Origin of the sequence: Desulfotomaculum sp. OF05-3, from assembly GCF_003435535.1 — a bacterium.
GTDB classification, from domain to species: domain Bacteria; phylum Bacillota; class Clostridia; order Lachnospirales; family Lachnospiraceae; genus Pilosibacter; species Pilosibacter fragilis.
Genome location: NZ_QWGO01000010.1, coordinates 1 through 24118, shown reverse-complemented (window position 1 = coordinate 24118; position 24118 = coordinate 1). Strand labels below are relative to the sequence as shown.

Sequence of the window (24118 nt, the reverse complement as noted above, 5' to 3'; positions counted from 1 at the left end):
ATAAGATATTAAATTGGCAGGGCTTTTTGCCGGGCGCATTCTTTGTATACACGTCTCCACAAAAGGCCCTGCCTTTTGAAAAAGAAAAATCTGCGGTCAATTTCTCTCTCGAGTTATCTGACCACAGATTTTTTAGAGGATGTATCGTATAGTTTTTATGAAATACCTGATTAATATTTTCCAGCCTACATAAATCTGGAAACCGCCTTGCGGATCTGCGGACCCGCGATGATCGCAATGATGATCTTCGCTGTGTCGCCCGGAAGATACGGGATAACGCCGATGCCGAGAGCTGCCACGAAGCTCATTCCGAGCTGTCCCGCAAGCCATGCGGTTCCGAAGATATAGCAGATCGCCATTCCGATGATCATTCCGACTACATGCATGTAGATCTTTGCCGGAAACTTCTCAACGAAGAAGCCTGCGATCGCTGCCAGAAAGATAAATCCGATCAGGTAGCCGCCGGTCGGTCCGAGAAGCTTACCGACACCGCCACTAAATCCGGAGAATACCGGAAGTCCTACTGTTCCTAAGAGCAGGTATAATACATAGCTCGCTACGGAAAGCTTCATTCCGAGAATATACGCCATAAAGAAGATGACAAGGTTTGTCAGGCTGATCGGTACCGGGCTGATCGGAATCGGAAGTGCCATCGGTGCCAGGATACAGGTAATCGCTGTCATAAGTGCTGTCACCGTCATCTGCGCGGTGGACATGTGTTTTGCTGTTGTCTTTTCCATCTTTGTTTTCCTCCCAACATCCATCATTTCTGCCGCCGGATCTTAAATTCTATCGTTCTTAAATTCTACATTCCGGTACGCATATCACAAAATGGAATTGTTCTGATCGATTCTTTTCCTATCATACGCAGATTCCGTGCATTTGTCAACCCGCTTTTATTATTTGGTTTACATTTTTCCCCTTTTCTTTTTTGCCTATAATCTTCCTGTGTGCCATTTACCCGCCCAGGAAAACGTGCTATACTCTATGTACTTGTCCTCCCACCGCCAACTGGGAGAATTTAGCAGTTACCAGTTATCAGTACAGAGCAGTGTCCGCATGCATCACCGATGCGCTGCACGCGTTTTATATGCCGGACATAAGGAGATTCACTATGAAAATGAAAAGCGGAAACGAACGAAAAAAAATCATCCGGGAACTCCTGAACAGGACTGATCAGGAATTTACAGATGAAGAGCTGATCCATCAGCTGATCATGACAAACATCACAGAAAATTCCAATGAGACAGAAAAGCTGTCCTTCGGCCAGAGAGCATCCGACGCAGTAGCGAAATTTGCCGGAAGCTGGGCATTTATCTTCAGCTTTATCGCTGTCATGGTCGGATGGATGGCTGTCAACGTTATCCTTGGAACGAAGGCCTTTGATGCCTACCCGTTTATCCTTTTAAATCTGGTACTTTCCTGCATTGCTGCCATTCAGGCTCCCCTTATCATGATGAGCCAGAACCGACAGGAGGCAAAGGACAGACAACGCGCGGAAAACGACTTTAAGGTCAATTTAAAGAGTGAACTCATTATCGATGACCTGCACAAAAAAATGGATCTGATCATCGAAAACCAGAAAAAGATCAACCATCGTCTGGATATGCTGGAACAGACCGGCAAGGCTATAGACACGCCAAAATCTGGATCCCCTATCCACAATGCTTAATACAAAATAAGAATGTGCCTTGGCACATTCGCGCGGTCACTTGCGACAATCTACATCTTCACGCAAGTACACAAATATTCCGCAGTACAGTTTTTCTGTACTGCGGATTTTATACAGGAGAGTTTTATTATGGCTGCTGAAAATGATCTCGGCCGTGACGACATAAAAAAACTCGTCGTCCGGATCGCAATTCCCAGTATGCTGGCACAGTTTGTCAGCGTCCTTTACAGTATCGTAGACCGCATGTATATCGGAAATATCCCCGGCTCCGGCGACATGGCACTGGCGGGGGCCGGTGTCTGCGGTCCGGTAGTCACTATGGTCGGCTCCGTCGCGTTTCTCGTGGGAATCGGCGGTGCCCCGCTTATGAGCATGAAGATGGGACAGGGCGATAAAAAGGCCGCCGAGCGGATCCTCGCCAACTGTTTCCTCATGCTGGCAGTATGTTCCATCCTCATGGTGGCCTGCATCTACCCGATCCGCATTCCGATGCTGCGGTATTTCGGTGCCAGCGATATCACACTGCCCTACGCAAACGCATATTTTACGATATATCTGACCGGAACTGTATTCGCCCTAATGTCCACAGGTATGAACCAGTTTATCATCTGTCAGGGCTTTGCAAAAACCGGCATGTACTCCGTCATCCTCGGCGCGGTGCTGAACATCATTCTGGATCCAATCTTCATCTTCGGCCTCCACATGGGCGTCTCCGGTGCCGCCGTCGCAACCGTCATCTCCCAGATGGCGAGCTGCGCTTTCGTCCTGAGGACACTGTTCGGGAAAAATATGCCGGTGCGCATCACCTTCGGCGGTTACAGCTGGCGGCTGATCCGCAGAGTGCTCACCATCGGCTTTACCCCATTTATCATCATCGCCATGGATAACGTCATGATCATCACCATGAACGCGATCCTGCAAAAATACGGCGGTGCGGAGCGCGGAGACCTTCTGATCACCTGCGCAACCATTGCCCAGAGCTTCATGCTCGTAGTCACCATGCCTCTCGGCGGTATCACCAGCGGAACTCAGGCTGTTCTTGCCTACAATTTCGGAGCCGGAAAGACCGACCGCGTAAAAAATGCGCAGAAGTACATCTTTAGCCTTGCTGCGGCATACACCGCTCTGCTCTTCGTCCTTGCGCGTACCATCGGCGGCCTGTTTGTCCGTCTCTTTACAGCAGACCCGGTCGTTGCCGCAGAAGCGCTCCGGGCGATCCGGATCTTCACTCTGGCGATCATCCCGCTGGCATTCCAGTATGAGATCGTCGACGGTTTCACCGGTCTTGGTCAGGTACAGGTTGCCCTGCCGCTTTCCTTCTTCCGAAAAGGCGCATACTTTGTATCCCTGTTCCTGCTTCCCGCGATGTTCGGAGCTGAAGCGGCGTTTTACGCAGAACCGGTATCTGATATCCTTGGACCGATTGCTTCGGTGATCGTGTATCTCACTTCGATGAAGAAGGTTCTGGCGAAAGCCGGGGCTAATTAACCGGTTCCGCCAAAACTAAGTGTAAATACGCAAAAACAGAGCATATATCTTCGCATGCCAATGTTTTACATAGGTTATGGTTGAATATATGCTCTGTTTTTTATGTCTGCAGACAGTTTACACTGCCATTTTCTATCTCAATTCAGGCGGCAGCAGAATCAGTCATCATTCTCTTCACTCTCAGTGATCGTATATGTGAATCTCTTTCTCGCCATCTCATCGCTCTCAAGGTACTCGTCGTAGGTCGTGATCTTATCGATCAGCTGGCCGTTGATGATCTCCATGATACGGTTTGCAGTCGTCTCTACGACCTGATGGTCACGGGAGGAGAAGATGATCACGCCCGGGAACTTCTTCATTCCGTTGTTCAGGGCTGTGATGGACTCCATGTCCAGATGGTCAGTCGGCTCATCAAACATCAGTACGTTCGCGCCGGAGATCATCATCTTGGAGAGCATGCAGCGCACCTTCTCACCACCGGAGAGAACTTTTACCTTTTTTACGCCGTCTTCACCGGCAAACAGCATTCTTCCGAGGAATCCGCGGACATATGTGACATCTTTTTCCGGGGAGTACTGGGTCAGCCAGTCTACGATCGTATCATCATTGTTGAACTCTGCGCTGTTATCCTTCGGGAAGTACGCCTGAGTCGTTGTGAGGCCCCATTTGTAGCTTCCGGAATCCGGCTCCATCTCACCGGAGAGGATCTTGAAGAGTGTGGTCTTCGCAAGCTCGTTCGGTCCTACAAGGGCAACCTTGTCCTCTCTTCCCAGGGTAAAGGAAATATTGTCGAGAACCTTTACGCCGTCGATGGTCTTTGTAAGTCCCTCAACGGAGAGAACCTCGTTTCCGATCTCACGGGCCGGACGGAAGTCGATATACGGGTATTTTCTGCTGGACGGGCGGATCTCGTCAAGCTCGATCTTCTCTAACGCACGTTTTCTGGATGTCGCCTGCTTGGACTTGGAAGCGTTGGCGGAGAATCTCTGGATGAACTCCTGCAACTCTTTGATCTTCTCCTCTTTCTTTCTGTTTGCTTCCTTCATCTGCTTGATCATCAACTGGCTGGACTCGAACCAGAAATCATAGTTTCCGGCATAGAGCTGGATCTTGCCGTAGTCGATATCAGCGATCTGCGTGCAGACTTTATTTAAGAAATAACGGTCATGGGATACCACGATAACAGTATTCTCAAAGTTGATCAGGAACTCCTCAAGCCATGCGATCGCGTCGAGATCCAGATGGTTCGTCGGCTCATCGAGGAGCAGGATATCCGGGTTTCCGAATAATGCCTGGGCGAGGAGAACTTTAACCTTCTGCGGTCCGAGAAGGTCTTTCATCGTTTTATAGTGGAGGTCTGTCTCGATACCAAGACCGTTTAACAGGTTCTCAGCGTCGGACTCCGCTTCCCATCCGTTCATGGTTGCGAACTCGCCTTCGAGCTCTGCAGCCTTGATTCCATCTTCGTCTGTGAACTCTTCCTTCATGTAGATCGCGTCTTTTTCCTTCATAATGTCATAAAGGCGCTTATTTCCCATGATAACGGTATCGAGAACTGTGTACTCGTCGTATTTAAAGTGGTCCTGCTGTAAGAAGGAAAGACGCTGACCCGGAGTGATCGCAACTTCACCGTTTGTCGGCTCGAGCTGACCGGATAAGATCTTTAAAAATGTGGACTTTCCGGCACCGTTGGCACCGATCAGACCATAACAGTTTCCTTCTGTGAATTTAATGTTTACGTCTTCAAATAAAGCTTTTTTTCCGACACGGAGTGTCACATTATTTGCACTAATCATTTTCTAAATCTCCTTTTAACTGACAAGGGGTATCTGTGAAATGCGCCTTAGCGCATCCCCCGCGCCGGGCACAAACAGCCTGCCTCGGATCTAAACCCTGGCAGAACTTAAAACGATAACCTTCCGCAAATGTCTCCAGCCTGCCGGTCAGTTATCAAAGTCCTTCTTATTCTATTAAAGAACACAAGTTTTTGCAAGGCTTTTCGCGAAAAAAGCCTGTTTTTCAAGGAAAAATCCTATCCAACAAAAGAACTGCCGCTCCAAGTACAACTCGGAACGGCAGTTCTCTTAGTTTCTCTTCTATTCGAATTAGAGTTTAACTACGTTAACAGCGCGAAGCTTCTTGCTGTTCTTCGGATCCTGCTCTGTGTCGAAAGTAACCTTCTGGCCCTCTTCAAGAGTCTTGAAGCCGTCGCCTACGATTGCGGAAAAGTGTACGAATACGTCGTCGCCGCCATTATCGTTGGAGATGAATCCGTAGCCTTTCTCAGAATTGAACCACTTAACTGTACCGTTGTTCATTTTGGTACCTCCATAAAAAATTGAATTTTTCCGTACTAAGACTATTGGAAATCCCCACACATCGCTGTTGGTCTTTATTTCAAAAAACTCACATGCTTTTGTAATTCATCGTATCGCGCAAATGACTTACAAAAACATGTGAGTTCAATAGTGCATCGGAATTAACTTAACAATATCACACTTCTGGTCTTGTGTCAATCGAATTTCCAAGAAACGGGCGGTCTGTTTTATCCTTACGAACCGCCCGTTTTTCCTTATTTCTCGGCACTGTGCCGCGTACCGCAAACATCTGTTTTTCTCGACAAAAATTGACTTTTCCCTTCGGTAATTCTACCGTGATTTTTGTATTTTTTTCGATCTAAAACCGTCCGAATGTATCGACCAGCCATGACAGATGGTTGATATGATCCTGCGTCAGCTCGCCCGGTTTCATTCTCCATCTCCAGTTGTTTCCCACCGTACCCGGCGTGTTCATTCTCGCCCAGCTATCGAGCTTTAAGACATCCTGCGCCTGGAAGATCACAACGCTGGCTACAGACGCGTAGGCGGTCTTTAAGACCTTGTCTACGACCTCATGCTGATGGGAGACACCCATGTAGTCTGCGATATACTGCAACTCCCACCACTGGCGCGCCTCCGGCTTAAAGTAGCCCACCAGAGTCTCGTTGTCATGGGTTCCGCCGTAAACGACGGAATTCGGGGAGTACATATGCGGCAGGTGCTCGTTGAAGCGGTCGCCGCTGAAGGCGAACTCGATGATCTTCATTCCCGGATATCCTGTCTCCTCAAGAAGCTCCTTGACCTCCGGAACAAAGATTCCAAGATCCTCCGCGATGATCTTCGTGTCACCGATGACCATGTTGATGGCATCTGTGAGCTTCTTTCCAGGTCCCTTTAACCACTCGCCTGTCTTTCCGTCCTCGGAACCCGCCGGAATCGCGTAGTACTGGGTTACACCGATAAAGTGGTCGATACGGACCACGTCATACAGGCGGGCAGACGCTTTCATGCGCTCCTTCCACCATGCGAAATCGGTCTTTTCCTGAACATCCCAGCGGTAAAGCGGATTGCCCCAGAGCTGTCCCGTCTCGCTGAATGCGTCCGGCGGAACTCCGGCAACCTTGATCGGAGTCAGGTTCTCCTCATCCAAAAGGAATAACTCCGGGTGGGTCCAGACATCCGCGCTGTCAAGTGCCACGTAGATCGGAATATCACCGATGATGGAGATTCCCTGCTCATTCGCATATGCGCGGAGCTTTCCCCACTGCTGGTAGAATTTATACTGTAAAAACTTCCAGAAGTCGATCTCGTCCTTCAATTCCTCGCGGTAGGACTCCACCGCTTCTTTCTTCCGGAACCGGATATCTTCCGGCCATGCCAGCCATTCTTTATTATCAAAATGGAACTTTAACGCCATGTAAAATGCGTAATCATTCAGCCAGAACCAGCTGTCCATACAGAACTTCTCGTAGCCCTGTTCCTCGCGGTACTCACTTCTCGCGTACGCCTTTTTCAACAGTGGAAACCGGTACCAGAACACCGCGTCGTACGCCACCTGGGTCGGATTATCCCCCCAGTAACAGGCGTTGATCTCGTCCTGTGTGAGAAGTCCCTCCTTCACCAGGGTATCCAGATCGATAAAGTACGGATTTCCCGCAAAAGCGGAAAATGACTGGTACGGGCTGTCCCCGTAGCTTGTCGGTCCCACCGGCAGAACCTGCCAGTATTTCTGTCTTGCTTTCTTTAAGAAGTCCACGAAATCATAGGCCGCACTGCCAAATGTACCGATTCCGTATGGTGACGGCAGGCTTGACACCGGCATCAGAATTCCGGCTCCGCGCTCCAGCATTGTCTTCATATTTGTATCCCCTTCTGTCCGGCAGATCCCCGCCTGTTTATCTTTTACCATTCAGCATTTTACCATCCATAACGGCTCACAGCCCGGCACATATTATGCGCAGGGCTGTTGCTGATTTCTTCTGTATCGTCCACCTTCTACACTCCGCTGTTCATGCCATTGGCAGACAGCAACAGAAACTTTCTGGTGAATTAACGATTCTTCTTGATTCTCTCGTCGTTTTCAAGGACTTTCTTCGCGATCATGATAAAGTGGAGCTTGAAGTTATCCTCTGTATCGTTTACGTCAAGTCCGGTATTGATGCGGACCATATTTAAGCTTGTCTTTACATCATCCTCAGACATTCCGAGCTGTCTTGCAGTCTCAGCGATGTCCTCTTTGCATTTGTAGTATTTCGCGAGAACCCGCTTCTCAGTCTCACCGAGCTGTTTTAAAACGGTTCTGGTAAGGCGGTCACCGAAGTTTACAACCATCTGGTTGATGCTGCTGTAAATCTCCATACCCATGTATTCAAGGATCACACGGTCTTTCTTGAAGATCTCGCCGGCCTTTACCGCATCCTGGGCATTGATGTATGTATGCTTGATTCCCTTGATTCCGCTCTCGATCGTACCGATGCCGACGCGGATCTTTCTGTCAGAATTGATCTTTTCTACCTGCTCAAGGGCTGTCTCCTTGATCTGCGGGATCAGGTCACGCATTGCGGATTTGTCGTTCATGATCAGGATCACGCATACGCCGCTGTCGCAGGTGATAATCTGCTTTCCACCGATCTTCTTGTTGATATCGGAGAGAGCGATGATCGCGTTTGCCGCGTCTGTGAGCTTCTCACGGTCTTCCGGTTTTACATTCATATCAGACGGATACTGGAAAGAGACCGCCATAAAGGTGTCCATATCCACGTCGAAACCAAGCTGTCTTCCAAACTGTTTTACCAGATCCTCGTCCTCGTAGTATCCGATTACGATGTCATTAAAATAAGCCGATAATGTGATATCTGTCGTGTTCTTGTTCATGAAATACACCCCTCATTTCTATATATTCGCCGCCGCTCTTTCTGTCCCTTCACCGGATCCGTATGCGGCGGACAATGCTCTCCGGGAAAGCTTAATTATAAGAAAAATCTTCTTATTTGTCAAGATGTCTGACAATATTTCTCAGTATTGCTATGACTTTTTGCAATTTTGAAAGATACCAGCAGTAAAACCAGCCTTCAAAATGATTTTCCATGGATTTTATCTCATTCCAGATGCATTTAGTTTACATAACTTTTCAGAGAAATTGCCTGATGCTGTCGTTCTGAAATTAACTCAGCATCTCACCTATCTTTTCCAACGTATCCGCCTCGTAATCCACATGCACCCCGGCTGTATTCTCCTGATGGTGCGGGTTGTACCACAGGGTATCGATTCCGGCATTGTTTCCTCCACGGATGTCAGAAGTCAGGGAGTCACCGATGATCAGCATGTTCTCCACGTCATTTCTGCCCATCTTTTTAAAGCAGTAATCGAAGTACTCCTGCTGCGGCTTCTGGTATCCGGACTCCTCTGAAACATAGATTCCCTGAAACAGTTTATCCAGTCCTGCTGCCGCGAGGCGTTTATACTGGGTCTCAGCGACGCCGTTTGTAACGATATGAAGCTCATAGCGATTCTTTAAGCCATTAAGGAGGTCCATGACTCCGTCTAAAAGAAACGCACTCTCATTTAATGTCTGGCGGTACAATCCATCGACCTCAGCGCCATTTACCTTGATTCCGAAGTCACTGAAGAAATCCTCAAATCGCAGGCTTAACACCTGCTCTCTCGTAAGTTCCCCGCGCTCCAACTTCTGCCAGTAGCTTTTGTTCAGATGGTGGTACTTCTGCATGTTCTCCTCTGTAGCCGGTACGCCAAAGTGGGTGAGTACCCGCTCGATGCCGATCTTCTCCGCCTTGTCGAAATCCAGAAGTGTTCCATCCACATCAAAAAGAAGCACCTGGTATTTTTTCATAACTTGTTTGCTCCTGTTCTTTATTTCTCACAATTCTCAGCTTTGCCTCCTCCTGCATTGCTGAAAACCGCTGCACTCCCCGGATCCAGCTCCAACCGGACTCTCTGAGTCTTATCAGCCCGATGCCAGGGAGCTCTGCTGTATGTTCTTAATCCTTGTATACAATCTTTCCACCGCAGATCGTATACTTCACACGACCGAAAAGCTTTGTTCCGATAAACGGCGTGTTGTGGGACTTGGACGCGATCTCATCATCTGTAACGATCCATTCCTCGTTCTCATTGAAGATCACGATATCCGCATCTTTGCCCTCCGCGAGATATCCCTTATCAAAATGGTATAATTTCGCCGGATTCACGCACATCTTCTCCACAAGCTGCATGGTAGTCAAGTGGCCTTTCTTCACAAGCTCTGTCACCGCAAGGCCGAGAGCAGTCTCAAGACCAATGATTCCACTCGGTGCTTTCCATACCGGAAGAACTGCCTTTTCCTCCGCGCTGTGCGGAGCGTGGTCGGTGGCGATCATATCGATGGAGCCGTCCTTGATTCCTTCAATAATTCTCTCGCGGTCCTTCGCGGTTCTAAGGGGCGGGTTCATCTTCGCCATTGCGCCATGTTCTAAAACAGCAGTCTCATCTAATGTGAAATGGTGAGGTGTGACCTCCGCTGTCACGTTTGCTCCAAGCTCTTTCGCAAGCTTCACAGCCTTTACGGATGTGGCGGAGCTGATATGCTGGATATTGACTGACGCGCCTGTGTGCAGGGCGATCATGCAGTCACGGGCCACGAGAGAATCCTCAGCAAGTGCCGGGGAACCTGTGATTCCAAGCTCTTTTGCGACTGCACCTGCGTTGATTCCGTTCTCGGAGATGAATGCCGGGTCTTCCTCATGGAAGCTCAGCGGTACATTTAACTCTTTCGCCTTCTTCATGGCCTCGTAGACGAGTTTCTCGTTCATCAGCGGGATTCCATCGTCCGTAAATCCAACAGCTCCTGCTGCCTTTAAGGCGTCCATATCCGTGAGCTCCTGCCCCTTCATTCCAACAGAAACGCATGCGGCCGGAAGAACATTGATACCTGTCTTCTCTCCTTCTGCGATGATATATTTTACGGTCTCCACATTGTCTACCGGCGGTTTTGTATTTGCCATGGTGACAACCGTTGTGTATCCGCCCTTTTTCGCTGCGGCGGAGCCTGTCTGGATATCCTCTTTGTATGTAAGTCCCGGATCGCGGAAGTGAACATGGACGTCAATGAGGCCCGGCGCTACGACACAGCCGTCTGCGTCGATCACCTGCTCATAGCTTCCATCATCTTCCACTTTTCCGATGGTCTTTATCTTTCCGCCATCAATGACAACGTCCAGGATCCCGTCGGTATTGCTCTTTGCGTCTACTACTCGTCCGTTTTTAATCAGAATCATCTTAGCTCCTCCTGTTTTATCTGTTTCTATGTTTCCTATCTCTGACCGGCTGCTGTTTTTCTTTTCAGCAAGAATGTTTTCCTTCATCTCTGCCTGATGTGTGAATTTTCATATGTCTGGCCGTCGGACCTTTTTATCACTTTCTTGTCGGCACGATCTCCAGCCAGTAATTATCCGGATCTGTGATAAAGTAGATCCCCATCTTCTCATTTTCAAAGCAAATGCATCCCATCTCTTTGTGCTTTGCGTGAGCCGCCTCGAAATCATCTACCCAGAATGCAAGATGGAACTCGTTGTCTCCAAGATCATAGTGATCTTTCTCCCAGTCCCTGAGCCATGTGAGTTCTAACTGGTGCGGTGTCACGCCGTCTCCGAGGTATACCAGGATAAAGCTCCCGTCCGCCGCTTCTTTTCTTCTTACTTCCTTTAATCCAAGAGCTTCCTCATAGAATTTTAAGGACTTGTCAAGATCTGTGACATTAAAATTATTATGCGCAAATGTGAATTTCATGGTGTTCTCCTCTCAAATTATACTTGTTTCACATTACGGTATCGTAGACAAAAGAATCCCTGTATAATTATGTAAAATATCATCCGGCTGGATTGCGTCCGATACCATAGAAATTTCAAGCTTATACTCTGTTCCCTCTTCGCCAATCGAGCCATGTACCGGTACATACCGGTCAAAGCAGACATTTTGTTTTTTCTTTGTTGTGACAATTAACGAAACGTACTCTTCCGTTGTCAGAAGCTTGTAGTAAACATCTTCTTCCGGAAATGTATTTCTCGCCCGGTCGATCATATCTGCATAGTTGTAATCTTCTGATCCATCATCCGGACCGGACCTTTTTCCGTTGATCGCAGCCTGCAGTTTTTCTAAAACAGCTGCCGTCCTTGCCTCATTTTTCCTTTGTTCGATTTCTGACGCAATACTCACCTGCAGTGAAATGATCAGTACGATTCCTGTCATGCCAGCTATAGTCGTCAACCATACAGCGATTATCTTTGATTTCTTTTTCTTCTCGTCCTCTCTTGTAAGCCGGGTACAAGAAAATTCTTTTACAAAGGATGGCTGATTTTTATTTCCGTAAGCAATAATGGCATCTATCGTGTCATATCCCTCTTCAACACTGTACTTTCTCCAGACAGCATGCTCTGAATAAAACTTTTCCAGCCTATCGTAGAAACGCGGGAACCATCCCGTGTACCGCTTCCTTCGAATGAAAAATACGCTGATTCCGCCAATAAGAATCGTAAAATATCCGACTCCTATCACCCCGTAATAAAGGCCTTCTATTTTCGATACCTGTTTTTCCGGCAGTATGGCAAGGAAATGATACTCACCATCCGTTTCCTTCTCCCAGTATGTCTGAAGCCTGTTTCCGTAAGAATACTGTACCGGATCCATTCCAAGTTCGGCAAGTGTATACTGTACATGCTCACCTTTATTTGGATCTTTCAGACGCAATGACTGTCCATCTTCCTGTACAACTGCGATGACATTCTTTTTTCCTGTGAGTTTATAGCCCGTTATGCTCTGAAAAGGATCATACAGCCCAGCACCGAAAAACCATGTCAATGATAAGATCATATAAATAACGAATAGTGTTATGAGTTCTTTCCACACGTTATATTTCAATGACTTCTCTATCATTTCTTTTTCGTACTCAGGAATTCCAGGTAATGTAATGTACCAGGAAGCAAACCGTTCTCTTTTCGCTTCTTCATCCATCACTTTTCCGATATTCATTGAGGTCGCAAGCTGCATTTTATTCCCCCTCTCAGATTTCCCAGCCTTCTCCCTCTTCATGGATCTCAACGATCCTGTCACGGTATCCCGCCGAACACGGCATTTTTTTCAGCCGCTCCGCCACATCGTATTCCCCCCAGAAGTGCATCGGGAAAATATGTTTCACGTCGACTTCCTTCACGAAATCATCGATTCCCAAGTAAAAATATTCACCGAGTCTCGGATCCAGCGGTAAAAACGCAATATCCGCCTTCCTGCCATGCATCTTTGCGATCTCCTCCCGGTAAGCCTTCGTCATATTCTTATTCCACTGCGGATCTTCCCCATCCCAGTACCAGTGGTTTAAATCTCCGGCATGGTAGATCTCCAGGCCATCCACACTGCACCAGAACGCGACGCCCTCATCCGTGGACTTAAATCCCTCGACCTTCAGCGTTCCGTCATCCAGTATCTGCCCCGGATTTAAAAATTCTGTCTTTCCTTTACAAGATTCCGGAACCCGCTTACTCCAGATATCAAATGCCAGAATATAATGGATCTTCGGATGTTTCTCCTCCAGTTCAAAGATCACCTTTGAAAAATGATCCGGATGTCTGTGACTGGCAAACACATAGAGCGGCTTTTCCTCAGAAAACTCCGGCAGTTTTCCCTGAAAATAATCAAACAGCAGATACGCCGATTCCGTCTCCACAAGAAATGCGCTGTGATGAATGTATGTGATCTTCATGTCTTAAAACCTCTTTCCGCACTTCGGGCAATAGTCAAAATTTTCTTTCGTCTCATAGCCACAGTTTGAACACCGCTTCACCGGCACATCCCAGGCCGGGGCATCATGCCCCTCTGAAACAAGGGTAAGGTCTTCCTCCCGGATCGGCACATCCTCTCCTGCGGCGATCCGCTTTCCGACTTCCTCGTCCAGCTGGTAAACGGTCCCGCAGCAGCTTGTCTTCACATAATATTTCCGCCCCCATTTAAAGATTGGAATAAAGAAAAAGGACAGGCACATATAGGTCATAAACACCTGATACCGTCCATATCTCCCGCAGCGGCCACAGATCATCGCCGCCGCGTTATAAATCAGTTCTTTTGTTCCCTGAGTAATTCCGCCAATAAAAAACATTGGGTTCCTCCAGTAATCTTATTTTAATAGCCTAAATTTTCCCCAACGATCACAACCTTGATCCGTCCGTCATATCGGGATCTCCGTGTAACAACGATCGAACAGCACATACAGTCGGGGGACTGGCAGTCCATGCAGACTCCCTTTACACCACATGGCGTTTTCCGGCCGGTAGCATCTGCAATGATCGGACAAGCCTGCGTCTGGATCCGGTCGATTCCATCCTCAATACTCCGCACTATCTTATTCATTCCGACAACAATGATCACCTGCTTTGGTCCATGAATCAGACAGGCTACACGGTTTCCCGCACCGTCAATATTGACCAGTTCGCCTTTTACGGTGATCGCATTCGTTCCCATAAGGAAACAGTCCGCACTGCAGGAGCCGAGATATGACGGATTTCCCATCGTCTCTTTATCTTTCATCGGATAATCCCGCATCTCATGTCCGGATTTCTCCAATTCAGCCAGAATCCCCAGCTCCCGGATCGATGCCGAGCCGCCCCAGCCGATGGAAGCACCGGGTTCGATCAGCGAGAGTACCGTTTCCACTGCCTCTTTCTTATCCCGGCAATAGATTCCCTCCATGTTTCTTTTTTTCAAATTACAAATGACATCTTCTGCCATCCGTTTTTTTGCGTCCTCCAACATCGTACCTCTCCTTTATAACTGCCTGACCATCGTTTTTCCGATGCTTCGCATTTCAAATCGACAAAATTCACCATTACCACTGTATTGTACGGAATTTTCAATTCAGAAAATTTCGATCCGTATACAGTAACCACTTTCTCAGTGCTAATTGTAGCATACTCTTCCCATATCTTGCAATTCCTGCTCAAATATTTTATACTGGAATCCATCAGCATGTTACTGTTTGTGCCTTGCGCAAACAGTGGAATCGGCGTCCATCCGCCCCGCTGCGTGACTACCCGAAACACAATTTTAGGAAAGAGGAAGATATTTTGAGTATAAATCCAATGATGTTTCTGCAGTTCAAAAACTCCTGGCAGACCTTTATCAGAAACCACCCGAAATTCCCGGCTTTCTGGCGTGCGGTCTACAAACATGGCATACAGGAAAACATGATCATCGAATTTAAGGTTATCGAACCGGATGGCAAAGAACTCGCCTCCAACATCCGTGTGACCAAATCCGATCTGGAGCTTTTTGAGAATCTGAAAAAAATGATCACAGACCAGTAAGTCTTTTTCTTGCAATTCGTGTACGAGTATTCTATACTTTATATGTCAGTGTCAGGCGGGAAAACGCCGCGCTGATCACACTTCCCCGGTTTAAATCCCGGATCTTTGCTGTCACTGTCAGGATCTCCGGTATTGTAAACTGTGGTATTCAGTAACTATTCAGTAGGTCTGCGCATTTACTTCGCTGACCGTAAGAAAACTTAGACTAGAAGGCAAAAATCCTATCGACACAGCCGATTTAGAATGGATTTTTGCGCGTAACTGTGAGGGTACTGAACAGTTACGGTATTCATTTAATCATGGAGGACAAACTTATGCTGGAAACTGGAATAAAAGGAAGACAGGAGGTTGTTGTCTCTGACGCAAACTCCGCAAAAACAATGGGAAGCGGCACACTCGACGTGTTCGCGACACCGGCTATGACCGCTTTAATGGAAAAGACCGCCTGGATGAGCGTTGCTGATCAGCTCGACGAGGGCTGCGGTACTGTGGGTACACTCTTAAACGTAACACACGACGCACCGACACCACTTGGAATGACCGTATGGTGCGAGACTGAACTTGTCGAGGTAGACGGACGTCGTCTCGTATTCGATGTTGCCGCTTACGACGCCAAAGGAAAGATCGGCGGAGGCCGCCACGAGCGCTTTATTATCCAGAACGAAAAGTTCCAGGCGAAAGCGAATAAGAAGGCACTTGCTGAATAATTTTTTGTCTCCCGCCATCTCTAAATTTGGTGGGAGACAACTTTCTTTTTTATTTCATAAATATTCTTCTGATGTTCAATTCGTTTTAATCTGGTTCTTTTAATCTTTATCAAATCTTTTGATTCATGATTTATTAACCTTTTTTATTTCTAAATTACAATTCTATTGACTTATTGAGATATATCTCATATCATATAAGGAGACACACAAAACACCAAAGAAAGAATTATCGACCGCACTTTTGAGAAAAAGAAACTATATTCAGAGGAGGGAACATGCATGACACTTCAGGAATATAAAAAACAGAAAATGCAAAATCCAGATTTTTCCGCCGCATATGACGAGATTCAACCGGAAATGGATATCATCCGGGCAATTATCGATGCCAGAATCAGTCAGAACATGACGCAAAAAGAACTTTCCGAAAGAACAGGAATCAACCAGACTGAGATCAGCCGTCTGGAAAACGGAAGTCGAAATCCATCTATCAAACTGCTTCAGCGCCTTGCCGAAGGAATGGGAATGACTTTAAAAGTTTCTTTTGTTCCTAGGCAGACCCGCTGACCAGCCAGGAGGTACTCTATGATTACAAAAAACTTAAAGAACTTCAACCTCCGCCAGATCGCCGACTCCGGTCAGTGTTTCCGTATGATTCCCTGTGCCCCGAATGATCCACAGACGGCTTACCGGGTCATCAGCGGCGGACATTTTCTTATTGTGGATCAGAATAGAGATGAGGTGATTTTTCACTGTCCCAATGACGAGTTTGCATTCTGGGATCATTATTTTGATCTTGGGACGGATTATGGTGCTTATATCCGCGCTGTTGACCCTGCGGATGAATATCTTTCAAAAGCGGCGGCTTTCGGCAGTGGAATACGGATCCTGAACCAGGATCTCTGGGAGATGATCATCACCTTTATTATCTCACAACAAAAGACAATTCCGGCGATCCGAGCGCTAGTGGAGGCGCTGAGTGAGAAATATGGAACGCGGTATGAGTTGTCTTCCGGATATTATTATGCGTTTCCAACTCCTGAAGAGTTAAACCACGCCTCCCTGGATGATCTCCTCGCCTTAAAACTCGGTTACCGTGCCAAGTATATCAAGCGGACCTGCGAAGACGTCTGCTCCGGAAAGATGGATCTTGACCGTCTGCGGGGACTGAATTACTCCGACTCCATGGAAGCTCTTCTCTCCTGCTACGGAATAGGCGTCAAAGTTGCCAACTGCATCTGCCTCTTCGGTCTGCACCATATCGGTGCCTTCCCGGTGGACACCTGGATCAAAAAGATCCTGCTGCGGGAGTATGCCCCGAAAAGCCGCTGCACCAGTCATGTTCCCGAATCACGGCTCTGCGAGGCGCTGATCGAAGAAAATTTCTCGAAATATCCGGGGTTCGCCGGTGTGCTGCAGCAGTATATCTTCTTTTATGAGAGAGAGTTCTCATCAAAAGCAGCCCAGACTGCTAACGTCTAGGACCTGCTGCCGGCAGCTTCTTCCAGATGCACGACTATAAAAAGCCACCGGAATGATAATTTTCACTTTCATCCCGATGGCTTAATATTTACTCTATTTCCCGTTCCAGCACACATTTCATGTGCCGGCACCGGCAATTTCTATCTCTTATTTGATCTCATCCGCAATATCATAGATCAGCTTCTCCGTATCATCCCATCCAAGACACGGATCCGTGATGGATTTTCCGTAAATATGCTCGCCAATCTTCTGGCTGCCCGGCTCTAAGTAGCTCTCGACCATAACGCCCTTGATGAAATTATGGATCTCCTCAGAGTGGCGGCGGCTGTGAAGAACTTCCTTCACGATACGGATCTGCTCCATGTAGCGCTTGTTGGAGTTAGAGTGGTTTGCGTCAACGATGCAGGCCGGATTCAACAGCTCTCTCTCCTGGTACAGGCTGTAGAGAAGCTCCAGATCCTCATAGTGGTAGTTCGGCAGACACTGACCATGCTTGCTGACTGCGCCTCTTAAGATCGTGTGCGCCAGCGGATTACCCTTTGTCTCAACTTCCCATGTACGGTAAATAAAATCGTGGCCATGCTGGGCAGCATAGACCGCATTTAACATAACCCCGAGATCACCGCTGGTCGGGTTCTTCATTCCAACCGGAACGTCCATACCGCTGGATACAAGGCGGTGCTGCTGGTTCTCAACAGAACGCGCACCGATCGCGACATAGGAAAGTACATCGGAAAGGTAGCTGTAATTTTCCGGATACAGCATCTCATCGGCTGTCGTGAATCCATAATCCTCGATCACGCGCATATGAAGCTTACGGATCGCTACAAGTCCTTCGTACATATTCGGCTTCTTCTCGGGATCCGGCTGATGAAGCATTCCCTTGTATCCGCCGCCTGTGGTACGCGGCTTATTTGTGTATACACGCGGTACGATAACCAGCTTATCCTTAACCTGCTCATTGACCTTGGCGAGACGGCTCATGTACTCACATACAGCGTCCTCGCGGTCCGCGGAGCACGGTCCAATGATCACGAGGAACTTTTTGCTCTTTCCCGTGATAACATCCGCAACCTCTTTATCTCTTGCCGCTTTTAACTCCACGCACTCCGGTGTCAGCGGAAATTCCGCCTTGATCTGCGCCGGTGTCGGAAGTAAACTTTTGTAATTGAATGACATAATTTTCTCCCCCAAAATATTATTTTCATGTAGATTCAGCCCTGCCTTTCTATATCGAATATGAACCGCGAACCAACTGTTCCAGACTGCATCATTCAATATCCAAATGCTGGCAAAACCAAATCATCACCTTTTAAGCACGTATTTTATTTTTAAGCACTTTATCGCTTTTAACTGCTGATGTGTCCATTTCTAAAAATGTCCCGCGCTGCACATATGTCAGTGCGGGACATTTATTATTATAGTACACTTTTTTTAGGACTTCAAGTACTTATGTCTCTATATTTCTTTTTTTCGATGCTCCTTCCTCAATCTGTTTGCGTCCTGCTTGCCCGCATATATTTTGCATACTTTTTCTGGTAAAACAAAAACCTCAGAGTCCTTATAAACAAAGGATTCTGAGGCTCTCATAAGAGAGGCGGCAACCAGATTTGAACCTCCTGTCATCTCTCGAAACCCAGATAAAGAAAGGAGTTTACATGCCGATTGATGCTTGTGTTTGCGGACGCAAACAGTGCGCAAACACATAAATCTCACCTTTTCTGGCTCTAAGTTCATTTTTTCTGATTTAATATACCGGTACATTGTAATGGTGCGTTGTTTATAAAAATGTCTCAAAAAGATATAAATTTATGTAATCGGAGGGTCACAGTCCCTCCGCAGAGGGGCAAACCGCCTGCCGTGTTGCGCAATTAGACGGTGCTGCTTGAGACGGATATCTAAGCGGACATTTTGTACAGGGCATATTTCTAGCAAAACTTGCAACCCATTTCATGGACCAAGTACAACGAGGCTGTCGCATTAGCAATGTTTTTGCTAGGCGACAGCCCCATTTATTATTACATTTGTAATGCAGCGGCCTCTTCAGAGTGCACAGATGGAAATGGAATGACATTTTCTGGAAGATGCTGTTCAGCTTCCCATAGTGTCAATTTCTGTTGCATATTCATCCAGCTCTCTGGAGAAGTATTCGTTGCTTTCGCGATGCGAATTGCCATATCAGGGCTTAGCATTGCTTTTTCATTTACAAACTCTGACAATGTTTTTCGACTGACCCCAAGCATTTTGGCAGCCTCTGTGATGGTAAGACCCAGCGGCTTTATAACATCTTCCAGGAGGACAGCTCCCGGATGTGTTGGTTTTCTATTGGTCATACATGTTCCTCCTTCTAATGATAATCTTGGTAATCTAGGAGATACGCATCCTGCCCTTCAAAATAAAATGTTAATCTCCAGTTGCCATTAACAGTAACAGCCCACATATCCTGTTTATCTCCTTTCAGAGGATGTAATCGATATCCTGGTAAATTCATATCCTGTGGACTTATACTTGCATCAAGACGATCAAGCATTCTTCCTAGTTTTGGCGCATGCTCTGGTTGGATTCCCTTCTTGGAACCACTTTCATAAAATTCCCTTAAGCCTTTGTGCGCAAATGATTTAATCATATTTATATTATACCGTGTAACGCTATGGGTGTCAAATAAGAAAATATAGTTCAGAAAAAATAAGATTCAGGAATTTTCCAGTTACCGTTTGCTTGATAAGCATATCTGATGAACGAATCTGCGGAAGATTCTTAGGAGAATCAGTATCCCAGACAGCATCCGTTCCTGGTTCAGGCCGGGAATCAATCCATCCCGTAATAACGGAACAGAAAAACCCCGGAGGTCGCAACTCCGGGGTTTTTCGCGTATCGTTTGAATTCTTACATCATTCTTACCTAACGGTAGCCTAACGATAGTATAACATGTATGTTTTTTCTGTATACCTAATAGTTTCCTTTTTTAATTTAATTTCTCGTATAATTAAAATAATCGCGCCATTCGAATTCTGTACGGTATCATTGTATTGCGATTATTACGGAAATGGTGCATTCGCATGTTACCCAGGCGCGCACTGGAAAGAGCTGTGCTTTCCGCATGCAGGGGGGGAAATCTCCCATGTTTATTTGCTCCCCGATATACATTCTGTTAATGAAATTTTTTATGGTATGATTTCTTTATATAACAGAAGAAAAGCCATGAGGTGATCAACGATGAAAGAAAAATTTTTAATGGACCTGATCGGTTGCTATCGGGAGTATTTTCCGGAAAACATACCTGTTGAATGCCGAAAAACAGCGGCATTGATAGTATTCCGCTTTGCAATTCCAGATGAGGAATTAGATCATATATGTAAGTTGCTTATAGAGACTGAACTGGGAGAGCTGGAGTCGGCCGTGTATCAGGCATATCGCTTTTATATCAGCGAACCGTTCCGAGCGGCACTTGCATATATTTTACAGCACCAGGATCTTCCACTGTCAGAGGTCAGATATGGATTAACTGATGCCAGGCAACAATCCAGAACCAGAATCCGGAATACAAAAAAGGGAGAACAGTTCGTTGCAGAGCAGATGCAACGAATTGAGCGGATTAACCGGAATCTGCTTTTACTTAGTGAGGAAATACAGGCGGGCGAAGATTCCCACAATATTTAAAGCCGGATGACTACACGTAATCATCCGGTTTCTTTAACTGCTTAAAATAAATCGGTTGTAAAAAACATTTTCTGAGATGCAGATATTCTGGACTTCAGATCTGAAGGTATTTGAAAACTTTCCCCCTTTACTCTATGCATAACGCTAAAGATATAAAACAAACAATATAGTTAAGCGAATAGTATTACTACATACACATATAAAAATGAATAATTTCTTGCATTTTAACCAAAAACTTACAGCATTTTTATGATTTATTTACCAATATTGCATATTCAAAATTATTATGATAAAATTTACATACAAAAAACAAATGGTGTGCCTAATTTTGAAATATTTAAACGTGAAAGAGGGTGAATACTGTTGAACAAAAAATTGTATATATTTTTTTCTTTAACATCCTTTGCTTATATGCTATCTGTTAGCGTATATTTGCTTAATAGCTTTATACTGTTAAATGATACTATTTTTGCGGTTACCAGAATTTTAATGATATGTTGTTTGCTTATATTTTTACTGTTTGGATTAAAATTAAAAACAATTGCAAAAATAGGAGGGAATAATCAAACGCTAACCAAATTTCAACATATTCAAAAAGTATGGAGCATAGTCATAATAACTAGCCTAATAATTCTTGTTTTTAGAGATTTTGTATGAATATTATAGGGGCTGTTGCATTAACAAATATTCGATTCTCTCAGCAGGGATGAACTGATCCAGGTATTAATGACAAAATACGGAGCTACAGAAACTGAAGCTGAAAGGTTAGTTGACCGTGCTTATGAAAATACCCAGCCGTATTCCGCAAGGGCGAAAGCTTTTCCTTCGAACCCATCCATTGGGCAAACATGCGTTATTGATGTAACGATTCACGTTGACGATGCCGCAACAGCTGCTGGAATTGCTAGTGAAATTATGGCTGCTTCGCCTTATGTGACTTTAGCAGCCGCGCTTTATGCTGCCAATATATTACTTACGGCTGGAAGTATGATATATGGATATACAGTTGTACTCCATATTAGTTATACCTATGGATATACAAACGATGGTGTTTTAGGTTGGACCCCGGGCTATGTATCTTATGAGATTTATTAATTGAGAGGTATGCTATGAAATATAAGGGAAATGTCTATTCGTATTTTAATTTATCAGGGATATTATTTTGTATTTTTATTGCATGGGCATCCTATTACAATTATAAGAATTTACAAATAACCGGACTTTTGGCTTTTTTTGTATTCTGCGTATTGAAGTGTGCAATGCTTGCAAAATTTAAAAAAGATATACTTGAAAAAGATACTCCCTTATTATTTAAAGTTTCTAACCATGTGTTTGGAATAGCATTTATTATCATGGATATCTTTATCTTTTATGTAAATAGGTGATCACTGGTCGCCTATGTTAAAGGAACTTAAGGCGGAAATACACATGGATGCATTTCCGCCTTTTACTATGCAATTGGAAATTTAGATAAGTCGTTTCTATATTTGTAGTAAGTGCCGCGACTGATGCCGATTACTTTCATGCAGTCAGATGGACAAAGATCTCCACCAAAGAGCGTATCACGTTTCAGAATAATATTTTTTGCCTTTCGTTCCTTCTCGGTGATGCACCGGCCACGAGGCCGGCCGAGCTGCTTTCCAGAACGTCTGGCTGTTTCTAATCCCTCGATCGTTCGTTGCCTGAGATCATCCAGTTCCTTATGGGCCTGTTGAAAGGCAATACGGACTTGCTTTTCTGCAAGCTTCACTTGATATGCTTCGATGGCCTCCAGAATTATATCAACCTCCGTGCCAGTCCGTGGAATTTGCATCTGACAGGCTTCCCGATATACCTCCGTGTTGATCCCAGGCTCCACGAAGAAAAACAAGTTCACTTTTCTTTTATACAGATCCAGGTACTCCTTTACTCCATCATCCTCATCACGGGCCATTCTGGAAACCGAATCAAAATAGATATTATCTCCAGGCATAAATCTGGGATAATATCTCCGCCACTTAGGCCGATCCTGTGTGCTACCAGTAAAAATTTCCTTGATGATAACAAGGTTCGGATCCGGACACATCAGGCGGATGTTGCGCTCCTGTCGTTCCACGTTCTGAAATTTTGTAGAAATCCTTATATATCCATAGTTCAATGCGCATCTCTCCCGATTGTATGAAAAAAATGTTATATTTATAGTGTACAGATGATTGGCAATATACGCAAGTTGAAACTGTATAAAAAAAACGACCGTTTTTTTTCGTACACTTATATCTTTCATTATCTGAGCGATTATTGTATAATATAAACGTAAGCTTTTTATCATACTCCTCGGAGGATACCTCATTGATATACGGATAAAGGGCCTAAAATGGGCTGACATTGATGGGGACTTTATTCGTATACAGCGCTTTATAGATAACAAGAACCGTGTCATCAATTCCATTAAGGGCAACACAGCAGATGGAATTCGCTCTATGCCGCTGACACCTGCAACAAAAGCCATTCTCAGCCGGATCCGAAAGTTACAACCCGATAATCAGGAATTTATCTTTTATCGTGGCGACAGCCCATTGGCAACAGTTACTTTCAATCGCCGTTTGAAAAAATGTTGTGAGGACTTAGGCATCGAATACCGCTCCTCCCACAAGCTGCGTTTCTCGACAGCATCTATCATGTATAAGAATGGTATGGAAGATACAGCGTTACAAAAACTGCTTGGTCATACGACACTTTCCATGACACAACACTATTTATGCAATATTACTTCCAATGAAGAGACAGCAAGTAAAATGGCCGCTATTCTCGGTTAAGGTATAGCGACCATTTTACGATTCTAATAAAGGAGATATGAGCTTCTGCTTGCGCAAACACACTCTCTTCTAAATATTTTTTTGTAAGGACAGCCGGAGCATAAATCTTGTTGAGCTGCAATTCCTTTATAGCTATAAGCAGATCAGCAATACTCATTGCTATCAGAAGCCTTGTTTGCGCAAACGATATATAGTCCTTTTAATGCATTGAAAATGTGCCAGATTCAAGATCAAATCAATTTATTGTATGAATATAGATAGGTAAATCTTCATACAATGCACTGTTTTCAGACCGCAAACACGCGCAAACATCAAAATTATAAAACATAAACCCCAGAACCCTTATAAATAAAGGATTCTGAGGCTCTCATAAGAGAGGCGACAACCAGATTTGAACTGGTGATCAGGGTGTTGCAGACCCACGCCTTACCACTTGGCTATGTCGCCATATTTAGTTAAATGACCCCAACGAGGTTCGAACTCGTGTTACCGCCGTGAAAGGGCGATGTCTTAACCGCTTGACCATGGGGCCTTAAATATATACTACCATATTTACATGCCTCTGTCAACCGGGTAGTATTACCAGTCATCAGGTTCATCGGATAGTACGAAAAAAGCTCCCCGAGTAGGACTCGAACCTACGACAGCGCGG

General features: G+C 45.6%; 26 protein-coding genes and 2 tRNA genes. 10 read left to right on the top strand and 18 right to left on the bottom strand.

Features of this window, described 5'->3' with window-relative positions; genetic code table 11:
- Window positions 1-185: 185 nt before the first annotated feature.
- A complete protein-coding gene (locus tag DXA87_RS07255) occupies window positions 186-740 on the bottom strand; it encodes a biotin transporter BioY (RefSeq protein WP_117470503.1) in 555 nt (184 codons plus the stop codon).
- 374 nt (window positions 741-1114) lie between these two features.
- Here DXA87_RS07255 and DXA87_RS07250 point away from each other — a divergent pair, with 374 nt between their 5' ends.
- Together DXA87_RS07250 and DXA87_RS07245 are read left to right on the top strand one after the other, a co-directional pair.
- The gene (locus DXA87_RS07250; protein ID WP_117503695.1) at window positions 1115-1672 is read left to right on the top strand and encodes a DUF1003 domain-containing protein; all 558 of its coding nucleotides are present in this window, start codon (window positions 1115-1117) and stop codon (window positions 1670-1672) included.
- Window positions 1673-1801: 129 nt separating this feature from the next.
- Window positions 1802-3160: an MATE family efflux transporter gene (locus DXA87_RS07245; protein ID WP_117503694.1), complete on the top strand. Its 1359-nt coding sequence runs from the start codon at window positions 1802-1804 to the stop codon at window positions 3158-3160.
- A 158-nt stretch (window positions 3161-3318) separates the two neighbouring features.
- Here the strand turns inward: DXA87_RS07245 and DXA87_RS07240 are convergent, their stop codons facing one another.
- From DXA87_RS07240 to DXA87_RS07190, 11 genes are all read right to left on the bottom strand, one after another.
- Window positions 3319-4956 (bottom strand): ATP-binding cassette domain-containing protein, encoded by a 1638-nt coding sequence (locus tag DXA87_RS07240; RefSeq protein ID WP_117470501.1) that lies wholly within the window; start codon window positions 4954-4956, stop codon window positions 3319-3321.
- A 309-nt stretch (window positions 4957-5265) separates the two neighbouring features.
- Window positions 5266-5478 carry a cold-shock protein gene (locus DXA87_RS07235; protein ID WP_015552243.1) on the bottom strand — a complete coding sequence of 71 codons (213 nt, stop codon included), beginning with the start codon at window positions 5476-5478 and terminating at the stop codon, window positions 5266-5268.
- A gap of 358 nt (window positions 5479-5836) precedes the next feature.
- Window positions 5837-7336, bottom strand: coding sequence for a 4-alpha-glucanotransferase (gene malQ / locus DXA87_RS07230; RefSeq protein ID WP_117470581.1), 1500 nt, complete (start codon window positions 7334-7336; stop codon window positions 5837-5839).
- Between the two features lie 191 nt (window positions 7337-7527).
- Entirely contained in the window at window positions 7528-8352 is an 825-nt protein-coding gene (locus tag DXA87_RS07225; RefSeq protein ID WP_117470500.1) for a hypothetical protein, read from the bottom strand.
- A gap of 289 nt (window positions 8353-8641) precedes the next feature.
- On the bottom strand, window positions 8642-9328 hold the full coding sequence (locus DXA87_RS07220) for a YjjG family noncanonical pyrimidine nucleotidase (protein ID WP_117503693.1): 687 nt from the start codon (window positions 9326-9328) through the stop codon (window positions 8642-8644).
- A 148-nt stretch (window positions 9329-9476) separates the two neighbouring features.
- Entirely contained in the window at window positions 9477-10751 is a 1275-nt protein-coding gene (locus DXA87_RS07215) for a dihydroorotase (protein ID WP_199537910.1), read from the bottom strand.
- A gap of 136 nt (window positions 10752-10887) precedes the next feature.
- The gene (locus DXA87_RS07210) at window positions 10888-11262 is read right to left on the bottom strand and encodes a VOC family protein (protein WP_117503692.1); all 375 of its coding nucleotides are present in this window, start codon (window positions 11260-11262) and stop codon (window positions 10888-10890) included.
- Window positions 11263-11295: 33 nt separating this feature from the next.
- Window positions 11296-12519, bottom strand: a complete 1224-nt coding sequence (locus tag DXA87_RS07205) for a hypothetical protein (protein ID WP_117470497.1) — start codon at window positions 12517-12519, stop codon at window positions 11296-11298.
- 13 nt (window positions 12520-12532) lie between these two features.
- Complete coding sequence (locus DXA87_RS07200) at window positions 12533-13228, bottom strand: MBL fold metallo-hydrolase (protein ID WP_117470496.1); 696 nt, start codon at window positions 13226-13228, stop codon at window positions 12533-12535.
- A gap of 3 nt (window positions 13229-13231) precedes the next feature.
- The gene (locus DXA87_RS07195) at window positions 13232-13621 is read right to left on the bottom strand and encodes a zinc ribbon domain-containing protein (RefSeq protein ID WP_117503691.1); all 390 of its coding nucleotides are present in this window, start codon (window positions 13619-13621) and stop codon (window positions 13232-13234) included.
- Between the two features lie 23 nt (window positions 13622-13644).
- Window positions 13645-14274: a lactate utilization protein gene (locus DXA87_RS07190; protein ID WP_117503690.1), complete on the bottom strand. Its 630-nt coding sequence runs from the start codon at window positions 14272-14274 to the stop codon at window positions 13645-13647.
- Window positions 14275-14585: 311 nt separating this feature from the next.
- Here DXA87_RS07190 and DXA87_RS07185 point away from each other — a divergent pair, with 311 nt between their 5' ends.
- From DXA87_RS07185 to DXA87_RS07170, 4 genes are all read left to right on the top strand, one after another.
- The gene (locus DXA87_RS07185; RefSeq protein WP_242992134.1) at window positions 14586-14825 is read left to right on the top strand and encodes a hypothetical protein; all 240 of its coding nucleotides are present in this window, start codon (window positions 14586-14588) and stop codon (window positions 14823-14825) included.
- A 314-nt stretch (window positions 14826-15139) separates the two neighbouring features.
- Window positions 15140-15532 (top strand): thioesterase family protein, encoded by a 393-nt coding sequence (locus tag DXA87_RS07180; protein ID WP_117470492.1) that lies wholly within the window; start codon window positions 15140-15142, stop codon window positions 15530-15532.
- A gap of 279 nt (window positions 15533-15811) precedes the next feature.
- The gene (locus tag DXA87_RS07175) at window positions 15812-16096 is read left to right on the top strand and encodes a helix-turn-helix transcriptional regulator (protein WP_117485610.1); all 285 of its coding nucleotides are present in this window, start codon (window positions 15812-15814) and stop codon (window positions 16094-16096) included.
- Window positions 16097-16114: 18 nt separating this feature from the next.
- Window positions 16115-17011: a DNA glycosylase gene (locus DXA87_RS07170; RefSeq protein ID WP_117503688.1), complete on the top strand. Its 897-nt coding sequence runs from the start codon at window positions 16115-16117 to the stop codon at window positions 17009-17011.
- 147 nt (window positions 17012-17158) lie between these two features.
- Here DXA87_RS07170 and DXA87_RS07165 read toward each other — a convergent pair whose 3' ends face one another.
- The 3 genes from DXA87_RS07165 to DXA87_RS07155 all read right to left on the bottom strand — a co-directional run bounded on the left by DXA87_RS07165 (window position 17159) and on the right by DXA87_RS07155 (window position 19637).
- The gene (locus DXA87_RS07165) at window positions 17159-18190 is read right to left on the bottom strand and encodes a 3-deoxy-7-phosphoheptulonate synthase (protein ID WP_015552230.1); all 1032 of its coding nucleotides are present in this window, start codon (window positions 18188-18190) and stop codon (window positions 17159-17161) included.
- Window positions 18191-19029: 839 nt separating this feature from the next.
- Window positions 19030-19344, bottom strand: coding sequence for a HigA family addiction module antitoxin (locus DXA87_RS07160; protein WP_117470490.1), 315 nt, complete (start codon window positions 19342-19344; stop codon window positions 19030-19032).
- Window positions 19345-19358: 14 nt separating this feature from the next.
- Window positions 19359-19637, bottom strand: coding sequence for a type II toxin-antitoxin system RelE/ParE family toxin (locus DXA87_RS07155; protein WP_015552228.1), 279 nt, complete (start codon window positions 19635-19637; stop codon window positions 19359-19361).
- 590 nt (window positions 19638-20227) lie between these two features.
- Between DXA87_RS07155 and DXA87_RS07150 the strand changes: the two genes are divergently transcribed.
- The 3 genes from DXA87_RS07150 to DXA87_RS07135 all read left to right on the top strand — a co-directional run bounded on the left by DXA87_RS07150 (window position 20228) and on the right by DXA87_RS07135 (window position 22056).
- Complete coding sequence (locus tag DXA87_RS07150) at window positions 20228-20671, top strand: hypothetical protein (RefSeq protein WP_117503687.1); 444 nt, start codon at window positions 20228-20230, stop codon at window positions 20669-20671.
- 726 nt (window positions 20672-21397) lie between these two features.
- On the top strand, window positions 21398-21766 hold the full coding sequence (locus DXA87_RS07140) for a hypothetical protein (protein ID WP_117485602.1): 369 nt from the start codon (window positions 21398-21400) through the stop codon (window positions 21764-21766).
- 14 nt (window positions 21767-21780) lie between these two features.
- Entirely contained in the window at window positions 21781-22056 is a 276-nt protein-coding gene (locus tag DXA87_RS07135) for a hypothetical protein (RefSeq protein WP_015552225.1), read from the top strand.
- 65 nt (window positions 22057-22121) lie between these two features.
- On the opposite strand, the gene DXA87_RS07130 is transcribed toward DXA87_RS07135, so the two are convergent.
- Window positions 22122-22808 carry a recombinase family protein gene (locus DXA87_RS07130; RefSeq protein WP_117485624.1) on the bottom strand — a complete coding sequence of 229 codons (687 nt, stop codon included), beginning with the start codon at window positions 22806-22808 and terminating at the stop codon, window positions 22122-22124.
- A 166-nt stretch (window positions 22809-22974) separates the two neighbouring features.
- Here DXA87_RS07130 and DXA87_RS07125 point away from each other — a divergent pair, with 166 nt between their 5' ends.
- Window positions 22975-23466: a tyrosine-type recombinase/integrase gene (locus DXA87_RS07125; protein WP_117485600.1), complete on the top strand. Its 492-nt coding sequence runs from the start codon at window positions 22975-22977 to the stop codon at window positions 23464-23466.
- 376 nt (window positions 23467-23842) lie between these two features.
- On the opposite strand, the gene DXA87_RS07120 is transcribed toward DXA87_RS07125, so the two are convergent.
- Window positions 23843-23913, bottom strand: a tRNA-Cys gene (locus DXA87_RS07120).
- A 13-nt stretch (window positions 23914-23926) separates the two neighbouring features.
- Window positions 23927-23998: transfer RNA gene (locus DXA87_RS07115), tRNA-Glu, on the bottom strand.
- Window positions 23999-24118: the final 120 nt, after the last annotated feature.

Excerpts from the sequence above, each read along its gene's own strand:
- DXA87_RS07155 (WP_015552228.1), bottom strand. The coding sequence starts at position 19,637 with ATGATTAAATCATTTGCGCACAAAGGCTTAAGGGAATTTTATGAAAGT.
- DXA87_RS07255 (WP_117470503.1), bottom strand. The coding sequence starts at position 740 with ATGGAAAAGACAACAGCAAAACACATGTCCACCGCGCAGATGACGGTG.
- DXA87_RS07215 (WP_199537910.1), bottom strand. The coding sequence starts at position 10,751 with ATGATTCTGATTAAAAACGGACGAGTAGTAGACGCAAAGAGCAATACC.
- DXA87_RS07225 (WP_117470500.1), bottom strand. The coding sequence starts at position 8,352 with ATGAACAAGAACACGACAGATATCACATTATCGGCTTATTTTAATGAC.
- DXA87_RS07235 (WP_015552243.1), bottom strand. The coding sequence starts at position 5,478 with ATGAACAACGGTACAGTTAAGTGGTTCAATTCTGAGAAAGGCTACGGA.
- DXA87_RS07200 (WP_117470496.1), bottom strand. The coding sequence starts at position 13,228 with ATGAAGATCACATACATTCATCACAGCGCATTTCTTGTGGAGACGGAA.
- DXA87_RS07135 (WP_015552225.1), top strand. The coding sequence starts at position 21,781 with ATGAAATATAAGGGAAATGTCTATTCGTATTTTAATTTATCAGGGATA.
- DXA87_RS07250 (WP_117503695.1), top strand. The coding sequence starts at position 1,115 with ATGAAAATGAAAAGCGGAAACGAACGAAAAAAAATCATCCGGGAACTC.
- DXA87_RS07140 (WP_117485602.1), top strand. The coding sequence starts at position 21,398 with ATGACAAAATACGGAGCTACAGAAACTGAAGCTGAAAGGTTAGTTGAC.
- DXA87_RS07160 (WP_117470490.1), bottom strand. The coding sequence starts at position 19,344 with ATGACCAATAGAAAACCAACACATCCGGGAGCTGTCCTCCTGGAAGAT.
- DXA87_RS07165 (WP_015552230.1), bottom strand. The coding sequence starts at position 18,190 with ATGTCATTCAATTACAAAAGTTTACTTCCGACACCGGCGCAGATCAAG.
- malQ (WP_117470581.1), bottom strand. The coding sequence starts at position 7,336 with ATGAAGACAATGCTGGAGCGCGGAGCCGGAATTCTGATGCCGGTGTCA.
- DXA87_RS07150 (WP_117503687.1), top strand. The coding sequence starts at position 20,228 with ATGAAAGAAAAATTTTTAATGGACCTGATCGGTTGCTATCGGGAGTAT.
- DXA87_RS07175 (WP_117485610.1), top strand. The coding sequence starts at position 15,812 with ATGACACTTCAGGAATATAAAAAACAGAAAATGCAAAATCCAGATTTT.
- DXA87_RS07240 (WP_117470501.1), bottom strand. The coding sequence starts at position 4,956 with ATGATTAGTGCAAATAATGTGACACTCCGTGTCGGAAAAAAAGCTTTA.
- DXA87_RS07245 (WP_117503694.1), top strand. The coding sequence starts at position 1,802 with ATGGCTGCTGAAAATGATCTCGGCCGTGACGACATAAAAAAACTCGTC.
- DXA87_RS07205 (WP_117470497.1), bottom strand. The coding sequence starts at position 12,519 with ATGCAGCTTGCGACCTCAATGAATATCGGAAAAGTGATGGATGAAGAA.
- DXA87_RS07170 (WP_117503688.1), top strand. The coding sequence starts at position 16,115 with ATGATTACAAAAAACTTAAAGAACTTCAACCTCCGCCAGATCGCCGAC.
- DXA87_RS07210 (WP_117503692.1), bottom strand. The coding sequence starts at position 11,262 with ATGAAATTCACATTTGCGCATAATAATTTTAATGTCACAGATCTTGAC.
- DXA87_RS07190 (WP_117503690.1), bottom strand. The coding sequence starts at position 14,274 with ATGTTGGAGGACGCAAAAAAACGGATGGCAGAAGATGTCATTTGTAAT.
- DXA87_RS07195 (WP_117503691.1), bottom strand. The coding sequence starts at position 13,621 with ATGTTTTTTATTGGCGGAATTACTCAGGGAACAAAAGAACTGATTTAT.
- DXA87_RS07220 (WP_117503693.1), bottom strand. The coding sequence starts at position 9,328 with ATGAAAAAATACCAGGTGCTTCTTTTTGATGTGGATGGAACACTTCTG.
- DXA87_RS07180 (WP_117470492.1), top strand. The coding sequence starts at position 15,140 with ATGCTGGAAACTGGAATAAAAGGAAGACAGGAGGTTGTTGTCTCTGAC.